Consider the following 25,164-nt stretch of genomic DNA (forward strand, 5'->3'; position numbering starts at 1 on the left):
GCCGGTAGCCTGGAGGCATGAGCGACGAGCGGCACATCTGGGGCGAAGGACTGGCGACCATCTCCGAGAGCGGGACGGTGCTCGACACCTGGTACCCCGCGCCGCGCCTCGGCCGTATTCCCACCGGCCGGGATGCCGCCATCGTCGACGACGACCTCGACCGCCTCGCCGCGCCGGATGACCGCCGTGCCGTGACGATCGAGGCGGTCACGGTCGAGATCTCGCTCGACGAGCCCGCGGCATCCACCTCCGACGCCTACCTGCGCCTGCACGCTCTGTCGCACCGGCTCGTGAAGCCCAACGAGGTCAATCTCGACGGCATCTTCGCGCACCTGCCGATCGTCGCGTGGACCACCGCGGGCCCCATGCACCCGGATGACGCCACCCGGCTGCGGCCGCTGCTCATACGCGACGGCATCCAGGTGCAGTCGCTCGACAAGTTCCCGCGTCTGACCGACTACGTCACACCCCAGGGCGTGCGCATCGGCGACACCTCACGCGTGCGGCTCGGAGCCTATCTCTCTCCGGGCACCACCGTCATGCACGAGGGGTTCGTCAACTTCAACGCCGGCACGCTCGGCGCCTCGATGGTCGAGGGTCGCATCTCGCAGGGCGTCGTCGTGGGCGACGGCAGCGACGTCGGCGGCGGGGCGTCGATCATGGGCACGCTCTCGGGCGGCGGCACGCACCGCGTGTCGATCGGCGAGCGCACCCTGCTCGGGGCGAACGCGGGCATCGGCATCTCGCTCGGCGACGACTGCGTCGTCGAAGCCGGCCTTTACGTCACCGCGGGGTCGAAGATCCGTCTGGCGGACGAGCCCGCCGCAGCGGACGGGAGCCGTCCGATCGTCAAGGGCGCGGCCCTCTCGGGTGTGAACGGGGTGCTGTTCCGCCGCAACTCGCTCACCGGCGCGATCGAGGCAGTGCGTCGCGAGGGCGTCGGGGTCACGCTCAACGAGGCACTGCACGCCTGACCCACGGCCTGCGCGCCTCCGCACGCTGCGCCACCCGCGGCTTCACCGCGCACGTCGCTCGCCTGTCACAGATCGACGTCTGACGCGCCCGCGGGGTCGATGTGCGACAGCGGAGCCCCCGGAAAGGGGCGGAACGAGCGGAGCGGAACCGCGGGAACGGGAGAGGGGGATGCCGCGCGGCATCCCCCTCTCCCGTTCCCGTCGCCGAGTCTCAGGCGCCGGGGTACTGGCGCTCGGGAGCACCCGTGTAGAGCTGCTGCGGGCGCCCGATCTTGGTGTGCGAGTCGTGCTGCATCTCGCGCCAGTGCGCCAGCCAGCCCGGCAGGCGGCCGATCGCGAACAAGACGGTGAACATGCGCGTCGGAAAGCCCATGGCCTTGTAGATGACGCCCGTGTAGAAGTCCACGTTCGGGTACAGGCGCCGCTCGACGAAGTAGTCGTCGTTCAGGGCGATCTCTTCGAGCTGCTTGGCCAGGTCGAGAAGCGGGTCGTGCACGCCCAGCGCCTCGAGCACCTCGTCGGCCGATTCCTTGACGAGCTTCGCCCGGGGGTCGTAGTTCTTGTAGACCCGGTGCCCGAAGCCCATCAGCTTCACGCCCTCTTCTTTGTTCTTGACCCGCTCGACGAAGCGCTCCACGCTCTCACCCGAGTCGCGGATGCGGCCGAGCATGTCGAGCACCGCCTCGTTCGCCCCGCCGTGCAGCGGGCCGTACAGCGCGTTGATGCCGGCAGAGATGGACGAGAACTGGTTGGCCCCGGTCGACCCGACCAGCCGTACCGTCGACGTGGAGGCGTTCTGCTCGTGGTCCTCGTGCAGGATGAGCAGGCGCTCGAGGGCCCGCGACATCACCGGGTTGGGCTCGTAGATCTCGCTCAGCACGCCGAAGTTGAGCTTGAGGAAGTTGTCGACGAAGCTCAGGCTGTTGTCCGGATACAGGAACGCCTGGCCGATGCTCTTCTTGTGCGCGTACGCCGCGATGACGGGCAGCTTCGCCAGCATGCGGATCGTGTTCAGCTCGATGTGCTCGGGGTTGTTCGGGTCGGATTCGCGCTCGTAGTAGGTCGAGAGCGCCGAGACCGCGGACGACAGCACCGACATCGGGTGCGCCGTGTGGGGCAGGGCGGAGAAGAAGCGCTTGAGGTCCTCGTGCAGGAGCGTGTGATGGCGGATGCGGTCGTCGAACGCCGCCAGCTCGTCCGCCGAGGGGAGATCGCCGTAGATCAGCAGCCACGCCACCTCGAGATAGCTGGAGTGCTTGGCGAGCTGCTCGATCGGGTACCCGCGGTAGCGGAGGATGCCCTTGTCGCCGTCGATGAAGGTGACGGCCGATTCGGTGGCGGCGGTGTTGACGAACCCGTAGTCGAGGGTCGTGTGCTTCGTCTGCTTCGTGAACGTCGAGATGTCGACGCTGGGAACCCCGTCGCTGCCCTGCCGCACCGGGAACTCGGCGGTCGTCTCGCCGATGGTCAGAGTGGCCTTCTCGGGCTGCGGGACCGCTTCAGTCACGGCGCCTCCTTGCGATTTTGTCGTCATCGGTTGTCGCCGCTGGCGGCGGCCACCCGTGCGGCGCGGCGATCGTGCGCCGCGCGGTTCGGGCCGTGGACACCCCGGGGGTAAGACCTGCGGTATCCGCGCGCATACAGCCTAGCCTCCCGCAACACCTACCTATGCACCCACCAAAGCCCCGCCGACATCGATGGCGGATACCTACTAAAGCGGGCTCTCGGACGTGGCGGCCATACCGCGCAGCCGGGCCGCGCCGGCCTCGACGCGCTCGTCGGTGGCCGTGAGCGAGAGGCGCACGTGCTGAGGAAAATGCTCGCCGTAGAAGTGGCCCGGGCCCGCCAGGATGCCGGCGTCGGCCAGCCGTCCCATGCTCTCCCAGGCATCGCGCCCCTCGGTCGCCCACAGGTAGAGCCCCGCCTCGCTGTGATCGATGCGGAATCCCGCCTCCTGCAGGGCGGGGCGCAGCAGCTCACGCCGACGGCGGTAGCGCCCTTTCTGGGCCGCGACGTGGGTGTCGTCACCCAGCGCGGTGACCATGGCCTGCTGCACCGGCCCGGGCAGCATCAGCCCCAGGTGCTTGCGCACGGTGGCCAGGCGAGCGACGAGGTCGGCGTCACCGGCGAGGAACGCCGCGCGGTAGCCGGCCAGGTTCGACTGCTTGCTCAGCGAGTAGACGGCGAGCACGCCGGTGTCATCTCCCCCGGTCACCCGGGGGTCGAGCACGCTCGGCACGGGCCGGTCGGCCCAGGGGCCGTCCCAGCCGAGCTCGGCATAGCACTCGTCGCCGGCGATGACCGCGCCGAGCTCCCGCGCGCGACGGACCGCGAGCGCCAGCTCGTCGACGTCCCGCACACGACCGTCGGGGTTGCCGGGCGAATTGAGCCACACCAGGCGCGTGTGGGCGGGCCACGACCCGGGATCGTCGGCCGCGACAGGCTCGGCGCCGGCGACGTGAGCGCCCACCGCGTAGGTCGGGTAGGCCGCTCGCGGGTGCACGACGGCGTCGCCCGATCCCAGGCCCAGTAGCGTCGGCAGCAGCGCCACCAGCTCTTTCGAGCCGATCGTGGGCAGCACGTTCTCTGAACGCAGTCCGGGCACGGAACGCCGGCGAGCGAACCAGTCGACGATCGCCTCGCGGAGCGCGGGCGTGCCCACCGTCACCGGATAGGCGTGCGCATCGGTGGCCTCTGACAGCGCGCGACGGATCAGCTCCGGTGTGGGATCGACCGGGGACCCGATCGAGAGATCGACGATGCCGTCGGGATGTGCGCGAGCCCTGTCCGCGTAGGGGACGACGTGGTCCCAGGGGTAGTCGGGAAGGCCCAGCGCCCCCATCCTCAGCCTTCCTGAGGCGGCAATGCGGCGATCACGGGGTGGTCCTTCGGGATCACCCCGACCTTGGCCGCGCCTCCCGGCGAGCCGACGTCATCGAAGAACTCGACGTTCGCCTTGTAGTAGTCGGCCCATTCCTCGGGCAGGTCATCCTCGTAGTAGATGGCCTCGACGGGGCACACCGGTTCGCACGCGCCGCAGTCGACGCATTCGTCCGGGTGGATGTAGAGCGCTCGTTCGCCCTCGTAGATGCAGTCGACGGGGCACTCGTCGATGCAGGCGCGGTCCTTCACATCGACGCACGGGAGGGCGATCACGTAAGTCACCCGAACAGTCTAGTTGCGGCGGCGGCCCTGCAAGGTCGCGGCGGGCAGGGTCGGCCACGCCACCACGAGTACCGCGAGCAGCGGCGCCCCGACCGTCCAGATGACGGCCTCGAGTCCCGCAGGTGCGAGCACGGAACCGCCGGGCCCCTCGCCCGAGAGCACCACGACGGCGATCACCAGGCCGGTGCCGGCGGCCGCCGAGGTCCACCTGTCGGTGAGCGAGCGTACGGCGACGAGGAAGGCCAGCGCGCCCACGAGGGCCAGGACGAGTCCGACCGGGATCACCCACCAGGTCGCCCCGTGGGTCACCGTGCCGACGACGCCGTACACGGCGCCGGCGAGAGCGGCGATCACCGCCATCGCGATGCGTGTACCCAGCCCGTTCCGCACCCACCGACCCTACCGCGCCCCCGGGGCCGCGGTCCGACAGGAGACGACACTCGGCGGCCAGGAGGACGCGCACAAGCCGTGTCCGTGGGACCGTAGCCCTCTATTCTGGGGGGATGCGGGCGACGGTGCAGAGACGGGTGCCCGCGGCCGTGGCCGCCGCGGCTCTGCTGACGACGATCGCCGCGTGCAGCGGGCCGCCCCCGATTCCCGTGCCGACGCCCACCCCCGAGCCACCCCCTCCGGTCGCCGAGGACTTCGCCACCGCGCTGCAGGACGCGGGGGTGCCGGGCGGGGCCCTCGCCATCCGCTCCGACGACACGACCGTCGTCTACCCCGTCGGCGACGCGGATGCCGAGGGCACGCCGGTGACGGAGGACACCCTGTTCGCCTACCGCAGCATCACGAAGTCCTTCGTCGTGACCGCGGCGCTGCGGCTGGCGGATGCGGGCACGCTCGACCTGCTCGAGCCGTCGCCGGATCCGGTGCCCGGGCTCGCCCCCGCCGGCGCGACCGTGCGTCAGCTGGCGGCGATGACCGCCGGCATCCCCAACTACTCGGCGCAGCCGGGCTTCGCCGAGGCGTTCCTGGCCGAACCGGAGCGGTCGTGGGACGACGCCGACCTGTATGCATTCGCGGCGGGGCTGCCCGCCGTCTTCCCGCCCGGCACCGACTACGAGTACTCCAACACGAACACGCTCGTGCTCGCCCGCGCGATCGAGCACACGGTCGACGACACGTGGGCCGAGGCCGTGCGCGAGCTCGTGACACAGCCGCTGGGTCTGTCGAGCGTCGCCTACCCCGGCGACGCCGAGACGCTACCGGCCGGCGCGGCACGTCCGTTCGAGGCGGATGCCGGCGCCGCACCCGAGCCGTTGCCCGTCGTGCGTGCCAGCGCCTTCTCGGCCGCGGGCGGGCTCTACGGCACAGCCGGCGATCTGGTCGCGTGGGCCGAGGCGCTCGGAACCGGAGCGCTGCTCGACGAGACGACGTTCACTCGACGCACGATCGCGATGTCACCGACGAGCACCGACCCGCGCTCGCCCCTCTACGACGCCTACGGCCTGGGGATCGGGCGGCTCGGCGAGTGGATCGGGCACACGGGCAACGGCCTGGGCTACCAGGCGCTCGCGATGCACCACGTCGAGACGGGGACGTCCGTCGCCATCGTGCTCAACGCCACGGGCGCGGACCCGGACCTGCCCGCGCACCTGCTGCAGGCGCTGGCCCCCGACATCCTCGCTCCCGAGGACGTCGACGGCTCCTGATCCCGCCCCGGCCTCAGCCCTGGCGCTTCGCGCGCGAGGCGGCGCGAGCGCGCTCGGTGGCGTCGAGGTTCACCTTGCGGATGCGCACCACCTCGGGAGTGACCTCGACGCACTCGTCCTCGCGGGCGAACTCCAGGCTCTCCTCGAGGGAGAGCTGTCGCGGCGGGGTCATCGACTCGAAGGAATCCGAGGTCGAGGCCCGCATGTTGGTGAGCTTCTTCTCCTTGGTGATGTTCACGTCCATGTCGTCGGCGCGCGAGTTCTCGCCGATCACCATGCCCTCGTAGACCTCCTGGGTGGGCTGGACGAAGAAGGTCATGCGCTCCTGCAGCCCGATCATCGCGAAGGGCGTCGCGACGCCCGCTCGGTCGGCGACGATCGAGCCGTTCTGGCGCGTCGTGATCGTGCCCGCCCAGGGCTCGTAGCCGTGCGAGATGGCGTTGGCGATGCCCGTGCCCCGCGTGGTCGTGAGGAACTCGGTGCGGAATCCGATGAGGCCACGCGAGGGGACGATGAACTCCATGCGCACCCATCCGGTGCCGTGGTTGGTCATGTTGTCCATGCGCCCCTTGCGGGCGGCGAGCAGCTGGGTGATCGCGCCCAGGTACTCCTCCGGTGCGTCGATCGTGAGGTGCTCGAAGGGCTCATGCGTCTTGCCGTCGATCGTCTTGGTGACCACCTGGGGCTTGCCGACGGTGAGCTCGAAGCCCTCGCGGCGCATGTTCTCGACGAGGATCGCGAGCGCGAGCTCGCCGCGGCCCTGCACCTCCCAGGTGTCGGGGCGCCCGATGTCGAGGACCTTCAGCGAGACGTTGCCGATGAGCTCGCGGTCGAGCCGGTCCTTGACCATGCGGGCCGTCAGCTTGTGCCCCTTGACCTTGCCGATCAGGGGCGAGGTGTTGGTGCCGATCGTCATCGAGATCGCCGGGTCATCGACCGTGATGGCGCGCAGGGGACGCACGTCATCCGGGTCGGCGATCGTCTCGCCGATGGTGATGTCCTCGAAGCCCGCGATGGCGACGATGTCGCCGGGAGCGGCACTGTCGGCCGGGTAGCGCTCGAGCGCACGGGTCTTGAGCAGCTCCGTGATGCGTGCGTTGCTCGTCGTGCCGTCGGCGCGCACCCAGGCGACCGTCTGACCCTTCTTCAGGGTGCCGTTGAACACGCGGAGCAGCGCAAGACGGCCGAGGAACGGCGAGGAGTCGAGGTTCGTGACCCACGCCTGCAGCGGCGCCTCATCGTCGTAGACGGGAGCGGGCACGTGCTCGAGGATCGCCTCGAAGAGCGGTTCGAGGTCGTCGTTGTCGGGCAGTCCGCCGTTCTCCGGCCGCGTGCGCGATGCTGCGCCCGCGCGGCCCGAGGCGTACACGACGGGCACGTCGAGCAGCGCATCGACGTCGAGGTCGGGCACATCGTCGACCAGATCCGAGGCCAGCCCCAGCAGCAGGTCGTGGCTCTCCTCCTCGACCTCGACGATGCGCGCGTCCGGGCGGTCGGTCTTGTTGACCAGCAGGATGACGGGGAGCTTCGCCTCGAGCGCCTTGCGCAGCACGAAGCGGGTCTGCGGCAGCGGGCCCTCACTGGCGTCGACCAGAAGCACGACGCCGTCGACCATCGACAGGCCACGCTCGACCTCGCCGCCGAAGTCCGCGTGCCCCGGCGTGTCGATCACGTTGATCGTGACGGGCTCGTCGGTGTGCACGCCGTTGTAGGTGATCGCCGTGTTCTTGGCGAGGATCGTGATGCCCTTCTCCCGCTCGAGATCGTTCGAGTCCATCGCCCGTTCCTCGACGTTCGAGTGCTCGCCGAACGAGCCGGTCTGGCGCAGCATCGCATCGACCAGGGTGGTCTTGCCGTGGTCGACGTGCGCGACGATCGCGACGTTGCGGAGGTCGGTACGGAGGGCGCGCGCCATGACAAGGTCCTTGCAGTGGAGGGAGAGAGCCGGAATTGCGGCGGGTTCAGCCTACCGCAGGGGTGTCGCCACGGTCCGCGAGCACGTGTTCCACATGGAAACGCGGCGGCTACTGCTCCGCCCAGCCGACGCTCGTCCAGTCGACGCTCTCGTACGCCGCCGCGCCGAGGTTGCGCAGGCCGGCTGAGACAGCCTCGACCCGCGGGGGTGCCACCATCGGCACCGCAGGAAGCTCCTGCCAGAGGATTTCATCGACCGCCTCGGCATCCCTCGCCCGGGTCTCGGGGTCTGCCTCGGCGTCGAGCGCGTCCCACAGGGAACCCAGTTCGGGCGCCGACATCTGCGTGAGGTTGGACCCCGAGTACAGCGGCGCGTAGAGCGACCGCAGCGACGCGAGCGGGAACGGCGGGCGATGCCATGTCGACAGCAGCATGTCGACACCCGCGATGTCGTCGTCCTCGTCGAAGGGGACGAGCCGCGACAGCTCGACGATGTCGACGGCGATCCCCTCGGCCGCCAGTTGGTCGCGCACTCCCTCCGCGCGCGCCCGGTCGGATGCGGCACCGGACCGCACACCGAGCGTGAGCCGCAGCACCTCTCCGTCGCGGGCCCACTCCCCGCCCTCGGCGGAGAACCCGGCCACCTCCAGGGCAGCCTCGGCCGCCTCGGGGTCGGTCGCCGGAGCCCGGTCCGTGTACCCCGCCTCGCCCGGCACGAGCAGGTGATCGCCGACGGCCGACACGGCGACCCCCTCGGCCAGGCCGATCTCGGCGAGGGCCTGCCGATCCAGCATCAGCGCCAGCGCGCGACGCACCCCCGGCTCGGCCAGGGGGCCGTCGCCCGCGCGGATCGTCAACAGCACGACGTCGTCGCCCCGTGACCGCTGCACCCGCACGTCGTCGTCCGCCATCGCGGATGCCGCTACCGCCTCATCCGACGCGACATCCATGACATCGAGCTCGCCGCTGGCGTACCAGGCGGCGCGCTCGTCGTCGCGGACGACCTGGAACCGGATGCGCTCGAGCACCGGGACATCGCCCCACCAGAGCGGGTTGCGATCGAGGACGACCCCCTCCCCGTCCTCGATCTCGGTCACCACGAAGGGTCCGTTGGAGGGCAGCGGCGTCGAAGCGAACCCGGCGTTGAACGCGGCCGGGTCCTGTGCCACCCGCTCGGGCAGCACGAACCGGAACAGCAGTGGCCAGTCCGTGAAGGGCCGGGCGAACGTCGCGATCAGGTGGTGGGCGTCGTCACCGACCGTCATCTGCCGCACGGCGTCGTACCCGGCGCTGGAGGCGGGCCGGTAGGCGGCGTCCGAGCCGTTCAGGGCGCTCCACGTCGCGACGTAGTCCCCGGCCGTGAGCGGGGTGCCGTCCTCCCACACCGCGTCGGGGTTCAGATGCAGCTCGACCACCAGGGGGTCGGCGCCGGTGACCTCCGCCGAGAGGGCGTAGTCCTCGTCGAGCACCGCCTCTCCCTGCTCGTCGAGGACGAAAGGCCCGCCCGCGGTGGGATCGAGCACACGAAGTCCGGCGGCGTCGCACGGGCAGATGCGCGCGGGATTGAAGTTCGACGGCAGCGCGTCCACGCCGATGCCGACCTCGCCCCCCTCGGCCACGTCGCCGGGCTGAGCGCGTTCCCAGGCCGTCAGCGGCAGCTCAGATGCATCGACGACGGGGGGCGGCGTCTGCTCCTCGACGATCGGCGGCGCCGTGCACCCCGTCGCGACGATCAGCAGCGCGCACGCGGCGGCGATCAGCCCGGTGCTGCGCCGTGATCGTGGAGTGCTCATCGTGCGGCAAGGGTAACCCGCGGCGGGCGCTCGGCGCGTCGACCGCGGCGGTGTCAGACACCCGCAATGAGCACTGCCGCGACGGCCCAGACCGCCAGCGCGAGCCCGACGAGCAGCGCGGGGACGTCCCACGAACGCCGGACGCCCCCTGCCTCCGTGCGCTGCTCGGCACCGGCGGCGCGCCACTGCTCCCGCATCCGCTCGAGCTGCCGCTCCCCCGCCGTCACCCGGGGTTCACCGTTGTCGGCACGGCGTGTGCGCCCCGGACGCGAGCGCGAGGGACCGCCGAAGCTGCGGATGACGGTGCCGTCGTGCAGCGTGAAGCCGATCTGCCAGCCCAGGTCGATCTCGGCCACGGCCGCCCAGGGGATGCGCACGATGCGCAGCAGGTTCTGCACGGTGGCGCCGGCGGCATCCACCCTGATGTGCGAGGTGTACGAGAGCAGATACACGACCCACAGCGGAATCAGCACCCATGGCGCCAGCAGCAGCATCTCGACGACTCCGGCACGAACCAGCGCGTCGACGAGCAGGAAGCCCGCCAGCACCGCCGCGGCGAACAGGGTCACGGTCGCGATCGGTGGGCGGAAGACCTGCGTGTCTCGGGCTTTCGGCATGCGTCCGCGTCCTCCTCGCCGCATCGGCGCCCCGTGTGGCAGCCGACCGCCGTCGAGTGTAGTAGCCGGGTCCGGCGGCGGCGTCGCGTGCACGATCATGGATACCGGCGGACCACACTCGGGTCTGCGAACGGAGGAACCCATGCCGCCAGCCGACGGGCCCGCGCCCTCGCATCCCCTCGACGGTCCCGCCCGCGCGCGGCTGCGCTGGGAGGTGGGCATCGTGCTGGCCGTCACCCTCGGCCAGTCGGCGCTCTACTCCGTGCTCGCCCTCGTGCGGCGCCTGACGGCAACCGTTCCACTCGGACAGCAGCAGGCGCAGCTGAATCCGTCGCGCGACGATGTCGCCGCGTGGGATGCCGCCTACCAGCTGCTGTCGGTGTTCTTCGACCTCGCGCTGGTCGCCCTCGTCGTGTTCCTGCTCTGGGAGCCGGGCAAGAGCGCGCTGCGCCGCATCGGGCTGGATTTCACGCGCTTCGGCGGCGACCTCGCGCGCGGCATCCTGCTGATCGTCGTGATCGGCGTTCCGGGGCTCACTCTGTACGCCGTCGGCCGGGCGCTCGGCGTCACCGTGGCGGTGGCCGCGTCGCCGCTGGATGCCGCGTGGTGGACCGTGCCGCTGCTGCTGCTCTCGGCGCTGCGCGCGGGGCTGCTCGAAGAGGTGATCATGCTGGGCTACCTCTTCGACCGCCTGCGGCGGCTCGGGTGGGAGTGGTGGCCGATCATCATCGCCTCGGCGACGCTGCGCGCGGCCTATCACGCGTACCAGGGCCTCGGTCCGGTGCTGGGCAACTTCGCGATGGGAATCGTCTTCGGCTGGTGCTACCGCCGCTGGGGGCGGGTCGTGCCACTGGTGATCGCGCACACGCTGATCGATGTGATCGCGTTCGTCGGTTATCCCCTCGCGGCGGCGCTGTGGCCGGCCCTGTTCGGCCCGCCGGTTCCCGCGGCATCCCCCTCGCCGACACCCTCTGCCACCCCGACGGGCTGACGCAGCCGCCCCTCTGCCACCGCTCGCGCCTCACCCTGCCCAGAAACCATCGTTTGCACGAGACCTATCGCGATGCGGCGCGCTTCGCGCGAACGATGGATTCTCAGGGATCGGCTGCTCGGTCTCCCCAGCGGTTCGTGATGACCACCGGTCCACAGACACACCCGCATGCCCGCACGCGGACTCGGGTGCGGTCGAAAGATGGCACGGTGAGCGCCGTCGACATGCATCGCCCGAGCCCTTTGCCGCTGCTGGACACTGCCAGCGAACACGCCGCCCGTCGCCTCCGCGACGACCGTACGCTCGTCCGCCTTCGCCCACGCATCTTCGCCGAGCAGAAGGCCTGGCAGAGGCTTCAGCCGTGGGAGAGATACCTCGCACGCGTACACGCTGCCGCGCTCGCCCTGCCGGGCGCGGTCTTCTCCCATGAATCCGCGGCTGCGCTGCGCGGGCTTCCCCTCTTCGGGGAGCCCCGCGACATCCATGTCTTCGATGCGAGCCGCACGCAATCCCGACGCTTCGGAGATGTCGCCGTGCACACGAGCCAGGACGACCGGCATGTCGTCGAGTCAGCGGGAGTAGCCACCGTCTCACCGTCTGAGACGGTGATCGACCTTGCACGCGTGCTGCCACCCGCCTTCGCTCTCGCGGTGATGGATGCCGCGATCAGTCACCGAGCCGATCACGGCATCGCACTCGCGACGCTCGAGGAGGTCGCCCACCGTCAGGCGAATCGGCGAGGGACGGTGCGCGTGGAGTGGGCCCTGCAGCACGCCGATGCGCGAGCGGAGTCGGCGGGCGAGTCCGTGAGCCGTGCGGTCATCCTGTGGTGCGGGTTCGAGGCGCCGGAGCTGCAGCGGACGTTCCATCACGAAGGCGTCGAGGACCGCGCTGACTTCTACTGGCCGCGACTGCGTGCCATCGGCGAGTCCGACGGCTTCGGCAAGTACGCCGCCTCGACGGCGGACGAGAGCATTCGCCGGGTGATGGCCGAGAAGCTGCGAGAAGATCGGTTGCGCCGACACGAAGACGCCTTCGCGCGGTGGACATGGCGGGAGACGATGCACTGGCCGACGCTCCGCTCGATCGTCCTCCGGGTGGGCGTGCCCGTCGTGCGCACGCCCCAGCCTTCGATGCTGGCGACGCTGCGGCGCAATCCCCGTTCGCTGGGCTGAGCGCTCGCCCTGCACCCGGCACGCCGTTCGATACGTCTCGGAACCACGCACCGCAGCCGGCGTCTCCGTTCGATGACAAACCAGCATCCGCGTGAGACACACCGCGTCGCGGCGGGTTTCGCGCGAACGGTGATTTCTCGGGGCGTCGAGCGGGTGGCACCGGTACTGACGCGATCGTGCCGCGCCCGCACGCCGGGCTCAGCCCAGGCAGCGCCCCGTCGACACCGCCTGCGTCAGGTCCTCGGCCTGTGCCAGCACGGGACCGAGCTCCGTCGTGGTCATCGCGTATCCCCGGTCGGCGTCGCCCTCGCCCCGCGCGAACACGACGCCCGCCACGTCGCCCTCGGCCGTCAGCAGCGGCCCCCCGGAGTTGCCGGGCTGAACGGTCGCCGCCAGCGCGTACACCTCGCGGGAAGCGACCTGGTCCTCGTAGATGTCGGGCACGGGTGCGCCGCCTACCGAGAGCACCTCGGCGCCGCCCATCGTGAACGGCCCCCCGAACGGGTACCCCTGCACGACGGCCGCGTCGCCGGCCACGAGCGTCGGCACCACGGCGAGCGCCGGTGCGGCGAGGCCGTCGACCGCGATCACCGCCAGGTCGTCGATCGGGTCGAAGTAGACGATGCGGCCCTCCTTGGCCGTCTCGCCGGGCACCTCGACCACCGGGGTCTCGACACCGGCCACCACATGGGCGTTGGTGACGACGCGGTCGGGCGCGAGCACGAACCCGCTGCCGGTGGCGCTCGTGCCGCACGCATAGGCCACCCCCGACACGCGCGCCACGGACTGCGCCGCCGTGGCCAGGGCGGGATCGTCGAGCTGCACCTCGGGCGCGGCGTCGACGCTGCCGGGCACCAGCAGCTCGCCGACACGGGGCAGGCCGCCGTCCATGACCGCGCCACGCAGCTGCGCCAGCGTGGTCTGCACGGGACGGGGCGTGAGGTCCTCGATCGTGCGCAGCACCTGTGACGAGGCCAGCGCCTGCGAGACCACCGGCATCCCCGTCGCCGACACGCTCTGGCCGACGAGCGAGATCGCGAGCGCCGCGACGACGACGCTCACCGCCCCTCCTGCCAGTCGTTCGACGGCGCGAAGACGGATGCGGTCGGCACCGCGTCGCACCAGCATCCCCAGTGCGCCGCCCACGGCTGCGCCGAACACGAGCAGGAGCACCGCGACGGCCAGCACCAGAATGCCGCGCCACTGATCCCACGGCACCGCATCGTTGACCAGGGGCACGACCCACAGCGCGGCGGCTCCGCCCGCGATCACGCCGAGCAGCGAGCCGAGACTCGCGAAGAACCCGCGCTGCAGGCCGACCACGAGGGCGGACAGGAGCACCACGAGGAGCAGGATGTCGATGATCTGCACCGCCCGCCCCTCCCGCCTCGTTCCGCCGTCGCCGCACGACGATGCGCCGCGTTCGCGTCCGAGCTTAGGCACCCACGCTGAGAACCCGCCCGGCCGGCGGTTGCACTTCGGGTCACACAGACATTAAGATCGTTCCAGATAAGGTCACCATGACAAGAACTGCGCCCCCTCCCTCCACAGCCCCCGCACCCGAGCACACCGCGGCTCGGGGTGAGGACGTGCGCCTGGCCGTCTCCACCGTGATCTTCTCGCTGCGCCGACGCCCCGAAGACGGGTGCGCCACGGTGGTGATGCCCCTCGTCCGCCGCACCCGCGATCCCTATGCGGGCCGTTGGGCGCTGCCCGGGGGCTGGCTCGACCCGCGCGAGGGGCTGGATGCCGCGGGATCCCGAACCCTGGCCGAGACCACCGGCCTGATGCCGAGCTATCTGGAGCAGCTCTACGCGTTCGGCGACGTCGACCGCTCCCCCACCCGCGTCGTCTCGATCGTGTACTGGGCGCTGCTGCGGGCCGACGAGGTCGACGCGCAGCAGGCCGCGCACGCCGCCGCCGGGTCCGCCCCGCAGAACGTGGAATGGTTCGCCGCCGCCAGCCTGCCTCGGCTCGCGTTCGATCACGACGACATCGTCGAGTACGCCCTGTGGCGCCTGCGCAACAAGGTCGGCTACAGCCGCGTCGCGCACGGACTGCTGCCCGACGAGTTCACACTCGCCGACCTGCGCGAGGCCTACGAGGCCATGCTGGGCCGGCGGCTCGACCCCGCGAACTTCCGCCGCCAGGTCGAGAGCTCCGGAAACCTGATCCCCACCGAGAGGTTCCGCACGGGCAGCCATCGTCCCGCGCGCCTCTACCGCTACAACCAGGATGTCGAGCTCGCCGACCGCGGGCCCCTCGCACGGCTCGCGGAGCCTGCGGCATCCGTCGAATCGAGGTAGTCATGTCCGCCACACTCGTCACCCTGCAGAACCGCCCGGTCGACCCCTCCGTCGACCATGAGATCCAGGCGATCGTCGCGGGCGAGTCCTCCGGCGAGACGTGCAACACCGATCTCGCGGCCGGCCCGTGGGACTTCGACACCCGGCCGGGCTACGGGCCCGGCTCGTCGATGGGCGATGTGATCCCCGCCGGCGCGCCCCGTCAGGGGGAGCTGCCGCGCGCGTACCGCGAGGCCGACGAAGAACAGCTGCACGAACGCATCCGCGCCGCCAAGCAGACCCTCGGCGACCGCGTCGTCGTGCTCGGCCACTTCTATCAGCGCGAGGAGGTCGTGCGCCACGCGGACTACGTCGGCGACTCGTTCCAGCTCGCCAACGCCGCGAAGGCGCATCCCGAGGCCGAGGCGATCGTCTTCTGCGGCGTGCACTTCATGGCCGAGACCGCCGACCTGCTCTCGGGCCCCGACCAGGCGGTGATCCTGCCCAACCTCGCCGCGGGGTGCTCGATGGCCGACATGGCCGACATCGATCAGGTCGAGGAGTGCTGGGAACAGCTCGAGGACGTCTACGGCCCCATGCACGAGGCGGATGCCGATGGCCTCGTGCCCGTGATCCCCGTCACCTACATGAACTCCTCGGCCGCGATCAAGGGCTTCGTCGGCCGGCATGGCGGAATCGTCTGCACATCCTCGAACGCGCGCACGGTGCTGGAGTGGGCGTTCGAGCGCGGCCGCCGCGTGCTGTTCTTTCCCGATCAGCATCTGGGCCGCAACACCGCCAAGGCGATGGGCGTGCCGCTCGAGCAGATGCCGATGTGGAACCCGAACAAGCCGCTCGGGGGCAACGACGCCGCCGACCTGGACGACGCACGCGTCATCCTGTGGCACGGTTTCTGCAGCGTGCACCGGCGCTTCACCGTCGACCAGATCGACAAGGCGCGCGCCGAGCATCCCGGCGTGCGCGTGATCGTGCACCCCGAGTGCCCGATGCCGGTCGTGGATGCGGCTGACGAGGCCGGTTCGACCGACTACATCCGCACGGCCATCGCCGCCGCGTCCGAGCCCACCACGTTCGCGATCGGCACCGAGATCAATCTCGTGCAGCGCCTGGCCGCGCAGCATCCGCAGCACACGATCTTCTGCCTCGATCCCGTGGTGTGCCCGTGCTCGACGATGTACCGCATTCACCCCGGCTACCTCGCATGGGTGCTCGAGTCGCTCGTGGCCGGCGAGACCCCGAACCGCATCACCGTGCCGGCCGACGTCGCCGATCCGGCGCGGGTGGCCCTCGAACGGATGCTGGCGTCCAAGCCCGCGCCCCAGGTGACCCGATGACCACGGCGCTCGTGATCGGGTCCGGCATCGCGGGGCTGACGGTCGCGCTGCGCGCGGCCCAGGCGGGCGTAGCTGTCACCCTCGCCACCAAGGACGTGCTCGAGCACGCCAACACCCGCTATGCACAGGGCGGGATCGCGGGGGTGATGTTCGCCGACGACCGGGTCGACGATCACGCCCACGACACCCTGGTCGCCGGTGCCGGCCTCGCCGACGCCGAGGCCGTGCGCGTGCTCGTCGGAGAAGGACCGGATCGTATCCGCGAGCTCATCGACCTCGGCGTCGCCTTCGACCGCGGGCCCGACGGCGCTTTCGTCCGCGGGCTCGAGGGGGCGCACTCCTATCCCCGCATCCTGCACTCCGGCGGAGATGCGACCGGCTCGGCGATCGAGAGCGCGCTCGTCGCCGCCGTGCGCCGGTCGGGCGTCGAGATCATCGAACACGCCTTTCTGATCGACCTCGTGGTCGAGGGCGGCGAGGCGCGCGGCGCCGAGCTGCTGATCGAGGGGCGGGAGCGCCGCTCGCTGCGCGCCGACGCCGTCGTGCTCGCCACCGGCGGCGCCGGGCAGCTGTATGCGCACACGACGAACCCCGTCATCGCGACCGGCGACGGCATCGCGGCCGCGCTGCGTGCGGGTGCGGCCGTCGCCGACCTGGAGTTCGTGCAGTTCCACCCCACCGTGCTCGCCGCCGGCGAGCCGTTCCTGATCTCCGAGGCCGTCCGCGGCGAGGGCGCGACCCTGATCGACGCCGACGGATGCCGCTTCGCCCTGGCCGCGCATCCCGACGGCGAGCTGGCGCCCCGTGACGTCGTCGCGCGCGCGATCGCGGCCCGCATGAGCGAGCAGCACGGCCGTCCCGTGCTGCTCGACGCGACGGGCCTGGGCCCCGCGCGGGGCGAGGACGCCGCGGCGTTCCTCGCCCGCAGGTTCCCGACCATCGACCGCGCCGTGCGCGAGCGCGGACTGGACTGGGCGCGCGAGCCGATCCCCGTGACACCGGCGGCGCACTACCTGATGGGCGGCGTCGCCACCGACCTCGACGGGCGCACCAGCATCCCGCGCCTGTTCGCGGTGGGCGAGGTCGCCCGCACCGGGGTGCACGGGGCGAATCGCCTGGCCTCGAACTCGCTGCTGGAGGGCGCGGTCTTCGCCGCCCGGGCCGCCGCGGCCCTCGCCGGAGCGCCCGCCGCGGCCGCCCCGCCGCCGCACCCGGCTCCGACCCCTCCCACCCCCGCTCCGCTGTCGCAGATCGACGTCGGCGGCCCGTCCCGCGGTCGATCCGTGACAGCGGAGGGCCCACGGCCGGGCGCGAAGGACGCGTGGTCGTCGGCACCGGGCCCGTTCACGCGAACCGCTCTGCAGCGCATCATGTCGGAGCACGTCGGCGTGATGCGCGACGAGCGCGGCCTGCGCCGCGCCGCCGCCGCCATCGCGACGTGGCGAGCCGCAGCACGCACCCCGCGCACCCCGGCCCAGTTCGAGGATGAGAACCTGCTGCAGCTGGCTGCCGCCACCGTCGGCGCCGCACTCGCCCGTCGCACGTCGGTCGGCGCGCACTATCGGCGCGACGACGCGGTCGCGGCACCGGATGCCGCCGGCGACGCCTTCGCGCAGGCCCCCGCCCTGGCAGGAGCGGTCGCATGCTGACCCGCCTGCAGATCGAGCGCCTCGTCACCGGCGCCCTCGAAGAGGACGCGCCGTGGGGAGACCTGACCACGACGACCCTGATCCCCGCCGACGCCACGGCCCACGCCGCGCTGGTCGCCCGCGAGGCGGGGGTGTTCAGCGGCGGCGAGGTCTTCGAGGCCGCGTTCCGCCTCACGGATCCACGCATGCGCGTCGGGCTCCGCGTCGCCGACGGCGCGACCTTCGCCGGCGGCGATACGCTCGCGGTCGTCGAGGGCCCCGCCCGCGCCGTGCTCACGGCCGAGCGGATCGGCCTCAACTTCGCCCAGCGGATGTCGGGGATCGCCACGCTCACGGCCCGGTACGTCGCCGAGGTCGCCCACACGGGCGCCCGCATCGCCGACACGCGCAAGACGACCCCACTGCTGCGCGCGTTCGAGCGCCACGCCGTCACGAGCGGCGGCGGGCACAACCACCGCCACTCGCTCTCGGACGCCGTCATGGTCAAGGACAACCACCTCGCCGTGCTGCTGCGGCAGGGCGTGTCGGTGACCGCGGCGCTGCAGGGCGCCATCGCCCGGCTGCCGCACACGACGCACGTCGAGGTGGAGGTGGATCGCCTCGACCAGCTCGACGCCGTGCTCGCGGCGGGTGTGGGGACGGTGATGCTCGACAACTTCTCGCTCGCCGATCTGCGCACGGGAGTGGCGCGCATCGCCGGCGCCGCGATCGTCGAGGCCAGCGGCGGCGTCGACCTCGCGACCGTCCGGGCGATCGCCGAGACGGGCGTCGACGTGATCTCGGTCGGGGCGCTCACGCATTCGGCGCGGTCGCTCGACCTCGGTCTCGACATCACGGTGGATGCCGCGGCGACCGAAGGCGCAGACTAGGGGCACGATGCTGTACCTCGACAACGCGGCCACGACGCCCGTGCATCCGGAAGCGCTCGAGGCGATGATGCCGTTCCTGACCTCGGAGTTCGGCAACCCCTCGAGCCATCATTCCGTCGGCGAGCGCGCCGCCGCGGCCCTGGCCGACGCCCGCGCATCCGTCGCGCGCGTGCTCGGCATGCGCAAAGGCGACGTGGTCTTCACCTCCGGCGGCACCGAGGCCAACAACCTCGCGATCAAAGGCATCGCCATCGCCGCGCAGCTGCGGCGCGATGCGGCCCACATCATCACCACGCCCATCGAGCACGAGTCGGTGCTGCAGTCGGTGCGCTACCTGCAGCGCGTGCATGGCTTCGTCGTCACGGAGCTGCCCGTGGACCGCGACGGCCGGGTGGACCCCGCCGACCTCGATGACGCCCTGTGTGACCTGACCGCGCTGGTGACGATCGGCTACGCCAACAACGAGGTCGGCACCGTGCAGGACGTCGCCGCCCTCGCCGCCGTCGCAGCGGCCCATCGTGTACCGATCCACATCGATGCGGTCCAGGCGGCCGGCTGGCTCGATCTCTCCGCCGCGGAACTGGGGGTGGATGCCGTCTCGATCGCCGGGCACAAGGTGGGCGCGCCGAAGGGGACCGGGGCGGTCGGGGTGCGCGGACGCATCCCTCTCGAGCCCCTCCTGCACGGCGGCGGCCAGGAGCGCGGCCGGCGCAGCGGCACCGAGAACGTGGCGGGTGCCGTCGCGCTCGCGCGGGCGCTCGAGATCGCGGATGCCGCTCGCGACGAGGCATCCGCCCGTGTCTCCGCCGCGCGCGACCAGCTCATCCGGCACGTGCTCGACACGGTGCCGGGGGCGGCGCTGACCGGTCACCCGACCGAGCGGTTGCCCGGCACAGCGAGCTTCACCTTCGCCGGCACGGGCGGCGAGGCGGTTCTGCTCGAGCTGGAGCGCCGCGGCTTCGTGTCATCGAGCGGTTCGGCCTGCGCCGCCGGCAGCGACGAAGCATCGCACGTGCTGATCGCGCTGGGCATCGCCCCCGAGGTCGCGCAGACGGCGGTGCGCATCACCCTGCCGCACACGTTCACGGGTGACGCGCGGCCCATCGCCGAGGCCGTCACGGAGTCGGTCGCGGCCCTGCGCCCCCGCTGACCCGATCCGCGCCGGTCCCGCTCAGGGCGCGGAGAGGTCCGACGACGCCTCCAGCTGGCGCGAGGCAAGCTCGGCGTAGAGCCCGTCGGCGGCGAGCAGCTCGGAGTGCGTGCCCGATTCGACGATGCGGCCGCCCTCGACCACGTGGATGACGTCGGCCCGCGCCACGGTCGAGAGCCGGTGCGCGATCGACAGGGTCGTGCGGCCCCGCGCCGCGGCATCCAGGGCCTGCTGCACGACGCGCTCCGACACCGTGTCGAGTGCGCTCGTCGCCTCGTCGAGCAGCAGCACGGGCGGGTCCTTCAGCAGCACCCGCGCGATCGCGATGCGCTGCTTCTCGCCGCCCGAGAGCCGGTATCCCCGCTCCCCCACGACGGTGTCGTAGCCGTCGGCGAACCCTTCGATGACGTGGTGGATGTTGGCCGCCCGGCACGCCGACTCGAGCTCCTCCTGCGAGGCGTCGGCCTTCGCGTAGCGCAGGTTCTCTCTGATCGAGGCGTGGAAGAGGTAGGTCTCCTGCGAGACCACGCCGACGTGATCGATGATCGATCCCTGCCGCAGGTCGCGCACGTCGGCCCCGGCGAAGCGCACGGTGCCCTCCGACGCCTCGTACAGCCGCGGCGCGAGGTAGAGGATCGTGGTCTTGCCGGCGCCGCTCGGGCCCACGAACGCCACGTGCTGCCCGGGCTCGGCGACGAACGAGACCCGGTCAAGAGTCGGGGGCGACGTCGACGTCGCGTCGGGGTAGCGGAAGAGCACTCGCTCGAACTCGATGCGGCCGAGGGGGCCGGGCGCGGCATCCACGGTGATCGCGTCGGACGCATCCTCGATCGTCGCCTGCAGGTCGAGGTACTCGAAGATGCGCGCGAACAGCGCCTTCGAGGTCTGCAGCTCGAGCGCGACGCGCATGAGCGCCATCAGGGGGAACAGCAGCCGCGCCTGCACCGTCGTGAACGCGACGATCACGCCGGCCGATATGTCGGGGGCGCCGTCGGCGAGGAACAGGCCCGCCACCAGGTAGATCACGGCCGGGACCGACGACATGATCACGTTCACCAGCCCGAAGAACCACTGGCCGCTCATCGCGAGCCGCACCTGCAGCCCCACCTGTGTGGCGTTCTCTCCCGCGTAGCGCGCGATCTCACCGCTCTGCCGGTTGAAGGACTTGGACAGCAGGATGCCCGACACCGAGAGCGTCTCCTGGGTGATGGCGGTCAGCTGCGACAGCGATTCCTGCGTCTGCGTGGCGATGCGCGCCCGCACGCGCCCGACACGCCTCTGCACCCACACCAGCCCGGGCAGCATGACGACCGCGATGATGGTCAGCCGCCAGTCGATCAGGATCATCGCGACGAGCGAGGCGACGACGGTGACGGTGTTGCCCAGGATGCTGGTCATCGCGTTCGTCAGCACGCCGGCGACGCCGCCGACGTCGTTCTGCAGGCGGGACTGGATGACGCCGGTCTTGGTGCGCGTGAAGAACGACAGGTCCATGCTCTGCAGATGCCGGAAAAGCCGCTCACGCAGGTCACCGGTGACGCGGTTTCCGACGGTGGAGGTGAGCCAGGTCTGCACCACGGTGAGCCCGGCGGAGGCGAGGAACAGCGCGATCATGAGCGCCACGAGCTCGGTCAGCAGCAGCAGGTGCGGTCCGGAGCCGTCCTCGGGAAAGAGAGCCTGATCGAAGATGCGCTCGATGAGCAGCGCCGGCACCACCGCGATCGCAGCGCTCACGACGACGAGCGCCGCGGTGATGCTCAGTCTGCCCCGGTACGGCGAGAACAGCGCGACGATCCGCCGGCCCAGATTCGGGATCTCTGGTGCTTCGGCGTTGCGCGCGCGCTGCGCATCGGCATCCACGTTGCGCGACAGCACGCCACCGGCTCGGCCCATGCTCATGAGCCCGAGCCTAGGCGAGAGCGAGGCGGGCACGGGCGGGGCGGCGGCGATGATCCGAACATTACTTGTATGATGACATGCAAGTAATGTTCCGGGCAAGCGGAACCATCCTGATCCGCTGCGTCGTCGCTAGGCTGGCGACATGACCACGACGCCAGGAAACCCCGACCCCCGCGGCGACGACGAGCTGGAGAAGCTCGAGAGTGAGAGCGAAGACGAACTGCTCACTCCCGAGGAGACGCTCTTCGAAGACGAGCTCAAGCCCGAGCCGACGGACGCGATCGGCTCCGTCGACTGGGACGAGACCGACGAGAAGGCGTAAGTCCCGCGCGAACTCATCGAGGATTTTCCCCGGATGTGGGAATTCCCTGTCGGTGCGCGCGGTTAGCCTGAAAGCTCTCACCGCGTGCGGTGAGGGGCATGCCTGCCTGCGCGCCGGCACCCGCTCGACGACATCCCCGTCGTCGCGGGCCGCGTGCCCCGTGATGAGGAGACGCACCGATGTCAGCGACGAGCACCGGCAGCATCCCCGTCACCGCCTCGCGTTCCTCGTCCGGACCGGTGCTGGGGCCCAAAGAGACCCGCCTCATCTGGCTGCTGCTCGCGGCCGCCTTCGTGGCGATCCTCAACGAGACGACCATGGGTGTGGCCATCCCGCACCTGATCGACGACCTCGGCATCACTGCCCTCGATGCGCAGTGGCTGACGACGGCGTTCATGCTGACGATGGCCGTCGTCATTCCCATCACGGGGTTCCTGCTGCAGCGGTTCACGACCCGCAGCATGTTCCTCACGGCGATGTCGCTGTTCTCGCTCGGCACCCTGCTGGCCTTCCTGTCTCCCGGCTTCTCGATGCTCGTGGGTGCGCGTGTCGTGCAGGCCTCCGGCACCGCGATCATGATGCCGCTGCTGATGACGACCCTCATGACCCTCGTCCCGCCGCAGGCGCGAGGACGCATGATGGGGCGCGTCAGCGTCGTCATCTCTCTCGCTCCGGCGATCGGCCCCACCGTCTCGGGCGTGCTCCTCGACACGGTGGGATGGCGCTGGATCTTCGGCCTCGTCTTTCCCATCGCGATCCTCGCGCTGATCGCGGGCGCGCGGTGGATGGTGAGCGTCGGCGAACCGCGCCGCCTTCCGATCGACGCACCGTCGGTCGTGCTCTCGGCGCTCGGTTTCGGCGGCATCGTGTTCGGCCTCAGCCAGATCGGCGGGGCGGCGAGCCACGGCGGCGATGTGGATGCCGCCGCCGCCGCGAGCGGTTCGCTCACCTCTCTCGTGGTCGCCCTCGTGGTCGGCGTCCTCGCGCTGGGCACGTTCATCTGGCGGCAGCTGCGCCTGCAGCAGCGGGATGCCGCGCTGCTCGATCTGCGCGTGTTCCGCTCACGCAACTTCACCCTCGCCGTGACGCAGTTCCTGCTGATCTCGCTGGCGTTCTTCGGTGCGATCACCGTCATCCCGCTGTACATGCAGCGGGTGCTCGACGTCAGCGCTTTCGTCACCGGCATCGTGGTGCTGCCCGGGGCCCTCGCCATGGGGCTGCTCGGACCGATCATCGGCCGCATCTACGACAAGCACGGACCGCGCGTGCTGCTCGTGCCCGGGTCGATCCTCGCGAGCGGGATGCTCTGGTTCTTCACCACGCTCGACGCCGGCACCCCGGTGTGGGTGATCGCGATCGGCCAGACCGCCCTGTCCGTCGGCCTCGCGCTGTCGTTCACGCCGTTGTTCTCATCGTCCCTCGGCTCACTCGAACCCCGCTACTACTCCTACGGCAGCGCGATCGTCTCGACGATCCAGCAGGTCGCCGGGGCCGCGGGCATCGCCCTCATGATCACCGTCATGTCCGGAGTGGCGACCACGGCGATCGCCGGGGGTGCCGCCGAGGTCGCGGCGGAGGCCGCGGGGACGCGTGTGGCCTTCCTGCTCGCGGCGATCGTCGCGACCCCCACGATCCTGCTGTCGTTCTTCATCCGCAAGCCGGCGGACGCGCCGGTGGCGACCGGCGCACACTGACGTCATCCGCGTAGGGGCGAGGTCGGCGACTGTCAACCCCTCGCAGTCGGTCCGGGGATCGGCGTAACGTCGCGGCCATGACTGATCTGAACGGAAAGAAGGTCGCGTTCCTCGCGACCGACGGCTTCGAAGACAGCGAACTGACCTCCCCCTGGCACGCCGTATCCGACGCGGGCGCGACCCCTGTGCTCGTCGCACCCGCGGAAGGCGAGATCCGCGGCAAGAACGGGCACGTGCAGAGCGTGCAGCTGCCCGCGTCGGATGCGGTGGAGGGCGACTTCGACGCGCTCGTGCTCCCCGGCGGCGTCGTCAACGCCGACCACCTGCGCATGGACGAGGCATCCGTCGCCTTCGCGAAGGCGTTCTTCACGGCCTCCAAGCCGGTCGCCGCGATCTGCCACGCCGCGTGGACCCTGATCGAAGCAGGAGTGGTCGACGGGCGCACCCTGACGAGCTATCCGAGCCTGAAGACCGACCTGCGCAACGCCGGCGCGAACTGGGTCGACGAAGAAGTCGTCGTCGACCAGGGCTTCGTATCGAGCCGCACCCCCGACGACCTCGACGCCTTCAACGCGAAGGTGATCGAAGAGATCGCCGAGGGCAAGCACTCCGGCCAGCACGCCTGAGCACCCCCACCCGAACGAAAGGCACAACGCATGGCTGCACCGCACACCTACAGCGTCAGTGAGATCGTCGGCACCTCCCACGAGGGCATGGATGCCGCGATCCGCAACGGACTCGCCCGCGCCGCCAAGACGGTACGCAACATCGACTGGTTCGAGGTGGCGTCCGTCCGCGGCCACGCCGACGAAGAAGAGGTGCTGCACTTCCAGGTGACCCTCAAGATCGGCTTCCGCCTCGAGGACCCGGAGGACTGACCCCTCGCCGGCATTACGACGCCGGAGCAACGCACGCGAAGGGGGCCGGGACCAGGTGTTCCGGCCCCCTTCGCGTGCCGGCGCAGACCGGGATGTCAGGCGGAGCGGAAGATCTCGACCGTGTCGGGTCGCTGGGAGGCTGCGAGGACGAGCGCCAGGATGCCGAGGCCGAGGGTTCCGGTCAGGAACGACAGCATCCCGATGGCGCTGAACACCCCGGCCACGCTCTGAATCGCACTCCGGTCGGAGGCGACCATGAAGATCTGCGGGAGCACCGCCGCGGCCGCGTGCACGCCGAGCACCCAGAGGGGCGCCCACCGCCAGGGGTCGGGGACCACGGCGGCGCGTGCGATCCGCATCGCGGCCACGAGCCCCGCACCGGCGGGTACGACGAGTGCGACGTACCCGTAGACGCTCCACCATGTCGCCGGTGCCGACGAGGCCACGAGCTGCGCCGCGATGGACGCCACGAGCGGCCAGACCGCCACGATCGTCATCGCCACGACCCCCAGCGGGCCGCGCCGCACCACGCTCGCGTCGGCGGTCAGCCCGACCGCGAACAGCAGAACGGCCGCTGCGTAGACGACGTCGCCGAAGACGCGAAGCACTCCCGCACCGGCAAGGCCGGGAGCGGCTGCGGCCACAACGTCGATGACGGCGCACGCGATGAGTCCGATGCCGCCCAGCATCCACGTCCTCCGTCGGCTGCGCATGCCCCCAGGCTAGTGATCGGTGATGCATCCATCGCGATAGCCTGACCGAAACGGCGAAGGCGGGGA

General features: G+C 71.0%; 23 protein-coding genes. 13 read left to right on the top strand and 10 right to left on the bottom strand.

All coding sequences use genetic code 11. From position 1 onward, the window contains the following. The first annotated feature begins 17 nt into the window (after window positions 1-17). Entirely contained in the window at window positions 18-974 is a 957-nt protein-coding gene (gene dapD, locus M4I32_RS02980) for a 2,3,4,5-tetrahydropyridine-2,6-dicarboxylate N-succinyltransferase (protein ID WP_319033005.1), read from the top strand. Window positions 975-1,185: 211 nt separating this feature from the next. Here dapD and M4I32_RS02985 read toward each other — a convergent pair whose 3' ends face one another. The 4 genes from M4I32_RS02985 to M4I32_RS03000 all read right to left on the bottom strand — a co-directional run bounded on the left by M4I32_RS02985 (window position 1,186) and on the right by M4I32_RS03000 (window position 4,529). Further along, window positions 1,186-2,481, bottom strand: a complete 1,296-nt coding sequence (locus tag M4I32_RS02985; RefSeq protein ID WP_319033006.1) for a citrate synthase — start codon at window positions 2,479-2,481, stop codon at window positions 1,186-1,188. A gap of 204 nt (window positions 2,482-2,685) precedes the next feature. Continuing rightward, entirely contained in the window at window positions 2,686-3,816 is a 1,131-nt protein-coding gene (dapC, locus tag M4I32_RS02990; RefSeq protein WP_319033007.1) for a succinyldiaminopimelate transaminase, read from the bottom strand. 2 nt (window positions 3,817-3,818) lie between these two features. Further along, a complete protein-coding gene (gene fdxA, locus M4I32_RS02995; protein WP_319033008.1) occupies window positions 3,819-4,139 on the bottom strand; it encodes a ferredoxin in 321 nt (106 codons plus the stop codon). A 9-nt stretch (window positions 4,140-4,148) separates the two neighbouring features. Beyond that, window positions 4,149-4,529, bottom strand: a complete 381-nt coding sequence (locus M4I32_RS03000; RefSeq protein ID WP_319033009.1) for a DUF6113 family protein — start codon at window positions 4,527-4,529, stop codon at window positions 4,149-4,151. Window positions 4,530-4,642: 113 nt separating this feature from the next. On the opposite strand from M4I32_RS03000, the gene M4I32_RS03005 reads away from it, so the two are divergent. Continuing rightward, on the top strand, window positions 4,643-5,794 hold the full coding sequence (locus M4I32_RS03005; protein ID WP_319033010.1) for a serine hydrolase domain-containing protein: 1,152 nt from the start codon (window positions 4,643-4,645) through the stop codon (window positions 5,792-5,794). 13 nt (window positions 5,795-5,807) lie between these two features. Here M4I32_RS03005 and typA read toward each other — a convergent pair whose 3' ends face one another. From typA to M4I32_RS03020, 3 genes are all read right to left on the bottom strand, one after another. Continuing rightward, on the bottom strand, window positions 5,808-7,709 hold the full coding sequence (gene typA / locus M4I32_RS03010) for a translational GTPase TypA (RefSeq protein ID WP_319033011.1): 1,902 nt from the start codon (window positions 7,707-7,709) through the stop codon (window positions 5,808-5,810). A gap of 109 nt (window positions 7,710-7,818) precedes the next feature. Beyond that, window positions 7,819-9,501: an ABC transporter family substrate-binding protein gene (locus M4I32_RS03015; RefSeq protein WP_319033012.1), complete on the bottom strand. Its 1,683-nt coding sequence runs from the start codon at window positions 9,499-9,501 to the stop codon at window positions 7,819-7,821. 53 nt (window positions 9,502-9,554) lie between these two features. Continuing rightward, window positions 9,555-10,118, bottom strand: a complete 564-nt coding sequence (locus M4I32_RS03020; protein WP_319033013.1) for a hypothetical protein — start codon at window positions 10,116-10,118, stop codon at window positions 9,555-9,557. A 142-nt stretch (window positions 10,119-10,260) separates the two neighbouring features. Between M4I32_RS03020 and M4I32_RS03025 the strand changes: the two genes are divergently transcribed. Then, window positions 10,261-11,109 (top strand): CPBP family intramembrane glutamic endopeptidase, encoded by an 849-nt coding sequence (locus tag M4I32_RS03025; protein WP_319033014.1) that lies wholly within the window; start codon window positions 10,261-10,263, stop codon window positions 11,107-11,109. 209 nt (window positions 11,110-11,318) lie between these two features. Beyond that, complete coding sequence (locus M4I32_RS03030; protein WP_319033015.1) at window positions 11,319-12,284, top strand: hypothetical protein; 966 nt, start codon at window positions 11,319-11,321, stop codon at window positions 12,282-12,284. Window positions 12,285-12,482: 198 nt separating this feature from the next. On the opposite strand, the gene M4I32_RS03035 is transcribed toward M4I32_RS03030, so the two are convergent. Next, complete coding sequence (locus tag M4I32_RS03035) at window positions 12,483-13,655, bottom strand: MarP family serine protease (protein WP_319033016.1); 1,173 nt, start codon at window positions 13,653-13,655, stop codon at window positions 12,483-12,485. Between the two features lie 149 nt (window positions 13,656-13,804). On the opposite strand from M4I32_RS03035, the gene M4I32_RS03040 reads away from it, so the two are divergent. The 5 genes from M4I32_RS03040 to M4I32_RS03060 are packed head-to-tail and all read left to right on the top strand — an operon-like array spanning window position 13,805 to window position 19,592. Further along, window positions 13,805-14,590 carry an NUDIX hydrolase gene (locus tag M4I32_RS03040; protein ID WP_319033017.1) on the top strand — a complete coding sequence of 262 codons (786 nt, stop codon included), beginning with the start codon at window positions 13,805-13,807 and terminating at the stop codon, window positions 14,588-14,590. 2 nt (window positions 14,591-14,592) lie between these two features. Beyond that, complete coding sequence (gene nadA / locus M4I32_RS03045; protein WP_319033018.1) at window positions 14,593-15,924, top strand: quinolinate synthase NadA; 1,332 nt, start codon at window positions 14,593-14,595, stop codon at window positions 15,922-15,924. Continuing rightward, complete coding sequence (locus tag M4I32_RS03050; RefSeq protein WP_319033019.1) at window positions 15,921-17,573, top strand: L-aspartate oxidase; 1,653 nt, start codon at window positions 15,921-15,923, stop codon at window positions 17,571-17,573. Before nadA ends, M4I32_RS03050 begins: the two co-directional genes overlap by 4 nt. After that, a complete protein-coding gene (nadC, locus tag M4I32_RS03055; protein WP_319033020.1) occupies window positions 17,567-18,442 on the top strand; it encodes a carboxylating nicotinate-nucleotide diphosphorylase in 876 nt (291 codons plus the stop codon). Before M4I32_RS03050 ends, nadC begins: the two co-directional genes overlap by 7 nt. A gap of 7 nt (window positions 18,443-18,449) precedes the next feature. Continuing rightward, entirely contained in the window at window positions 18,450-19,592 is a 1,143-nt protein-coding gene (locus tag M4I32_RS03060; protein ID WP_319033021.1) for a cysteine desulfurase family protein, read from the top strand. Between the two features lie 21 nt (window positions 19,593-19,613). On the opposite strand, the gene M4I32_RS03065 is transcribed toward M4I32_RS03060, so the two are convergent. Beyond that, complete coding sequence (locus M4I32_RS03065) at window positions 19,614-21,485, bottom strand: ABC transporter ATP-binding protein (protein ID WP_413466778.1); 1,872 nt, start codon at window positions 21,483-21,485, stop codon at window positions 19,614-19,616. A gap of 148 nt (window positions 21,486-21,633) precedes the next feature. Here M4I32_RS03065 and M4I32_RS03070 point away from each other — a divergent pair, with 148 nt between their 5' ends. The 4 genes from M4I32_RS03070 to M4I32_RS03085 all read left to right on the top strand — a co-directional run bounded on the left by M4I32_RS03070 (window position 21,634) and on the right by M4I32_RS03085 (window position 24,385). Next, window positions 21,634-21,813: a hypothetical protein gene (locus M4I32_RS03070; protein WP_319033023.1), complete on the top strand. Its 180-nt coding sequence runs from the start codon at window positions 21,634-21,636 to the stop codon at window positions 21,811-21,813. Window positions 21,814-21,992: 179 nt separating this feature from the next. Next, entirely contained in the window at window positions 21,993-23,507 is a 1,515-nt protein-coding gene (locus M4I32_RS03075) for an MDR family MFS transporter (protein WP_319033024.1), read from the top strand. Window positions 23,508-23,584: 77 nt separating this feature from the next. Continuing rightward, complete coding sequence (locus M4I32_RS03080; RefSeq protein WP_319033025.1) at window positions 23,585-24,133, top strand: type 1 glutamine amidotransferase domain-containing protein; 549 nt, start codon at window positions 23,585-23,587, stop codon at window positions 24,131-24,133. 30 nt (window positions 24,134-24,163) lie between these two features. After that, complete coding sequence (locus M4I32_RS03085; protein WP_319033026.1) at window positions 24,164-24,385, top strand: dodecin; 222 nt, start codon at window positions 24,164-24,166, stop codon at window positions 24,383-24,385. 95 nt (window positions 24,386-24,480) lie between these two features. On the opposite strand, the gene M4I32_RS03090 is transcribed toward M4I32_RS03085, so the two are convergent. Beyond that, window positions 24,481-25,098 carry a hypothetical protein gene (locus tag M4I32_RS03090; protein ID WP_319033027.1) on the bottom strand — a complete coding sequence of 206 codons (618 nt, stop codon included), beginning with the start codon at window positions 25,096-25,098 and terminating at the stop codon, window positions 24,481-24,483. Between the last annotated feature and the right edge of the window lie 66 nt (window positions 25,099-25,164).

Source organism: Microbacterium sp. LRZ72 (assembly GCF_033792225.1).
GTDB lineage: Bacteria > Actinomycetota > Actinomycetes > Actinomycetales > Microbacteriaceae > Microbacterium.

Coding starts and splice junctions, on each gene's coding strand:
- dapD (WP_319033005.1), top strand. CDS start 18: ATGAGCGACGAGCGGCACATCTGGGGCGAAGGACTGGCGACCATCTCC.
- dapC (WP_319033007.1), bottom strand. CDS start 3,816: ATGGGGGCGCTGGGCCTTCCCGACTACCCCTGGGACCACGTCGTCCCC.
- M4I32_RS03005 (WP_319033010.1), top strand. CDS start 4,643: ATGCGGGCGACGGTGCAGAGACGGGTGCCCGCGGCCGTGGCCGCCGCG.
- typA (WP_319033011.1), bottom strand. CDS start 7,709: ATGGCGCGCGCCCTCCGTACCGACCTCCGCAACGTCGCGATCGTCGCG.
- M4I32_RS03015 (WP_319033012.1), bottom strand. CDS start 9,501: ATGAGCACTCCACGATCACGGCGCAGCACCGGGCTGATCGCCGCCGCG.
- M4I32_RS03020 (WP_319033013.1), bottom strand. CDS start 10,118: ATGCCGAAAGCCCGAGACACGCAGGTCTTCCGCCCACCGATCGCGACC.
- M4I32_RS03025 (WP_319033014.1), top strand. CDS start 10,261: ATGCCGCCAGCCGACGGGCCCGCGCCCTCGCATCCCCTCGACGGTCCC.
- M4I32_RS03040 (WP_319033017.1), top strand. CDS start 13,805: ATGACAAGAACTGCGCCCCCTCCCTCCACAGCCCCCGCACCCGAGCAC.
- nadA (WP_319033018.1), top strand. CDS start 14,593: ATGTCCGCCACACTCGTCACCCTGCAGAACCGCCCGGTCGACCCCTCC.
- M4I32_RS03050 (WP_319033019.1), top strand. CDS start 15,921: ATGACCACGGCGCTCGTGATCGGGTCCGGCATCGCGGGGCTGACGGTC.
- nadC (WP_319033020.1), top strand. CDS start 17,567: ATGCTGACCCGCCTGCAGATCGAGCGCCTCGTCACCGGCGCCCTCGAA.
- M4I32_RS03060 (WP_319033021.1), top strand. CDS start 18,450: ATGCTGTACCTCGACAACGCGGCCACGACGCCCGTGCATCCGGAAGCG.
- M4I32_RS03065 (WP_413466778.1), bottom strand. CDS start 21,485: ATGGGCCGAGCCGGTGGCGTGCTGTCGCGCAACGTGGATGCCGATGCG.
- M4I32_RS03070 (WP_319033023.1), top strand. CDS start 21,634: ATGACCACGACGCCAGGAAACCCCGACCCCCGCGGCGACGACGAGCTG.
- M4I32_RS03075 (WP_319033024.1), top strand. CDS start 21,993: ATGTCAGCGACGAGCACCGGCAGCATCCCCGTCACCGCCTCGCGTTCC.
- M4I32_RS03080 (WP_319033025.1), top strand. CDS start 23,585: ATGACTGATCTGAACGGAAAGAAGGTCGCGTTCCTCGCGACCGACGGC.
- M4I32_RS03085 (WP_319033026.1), top strand. CDS start 24,164: ATGGCTGCACCGCACACCTACAGCGTCAGTGAGATCGTCGGCACCTCC.
- M4I32_RS03090 (WP_319033027.1), bottom strand. CDS start 25,098: ATGCGCAGCCGACGGAGGACGTGGATGCTGGGCGGCATCGGACTCATC.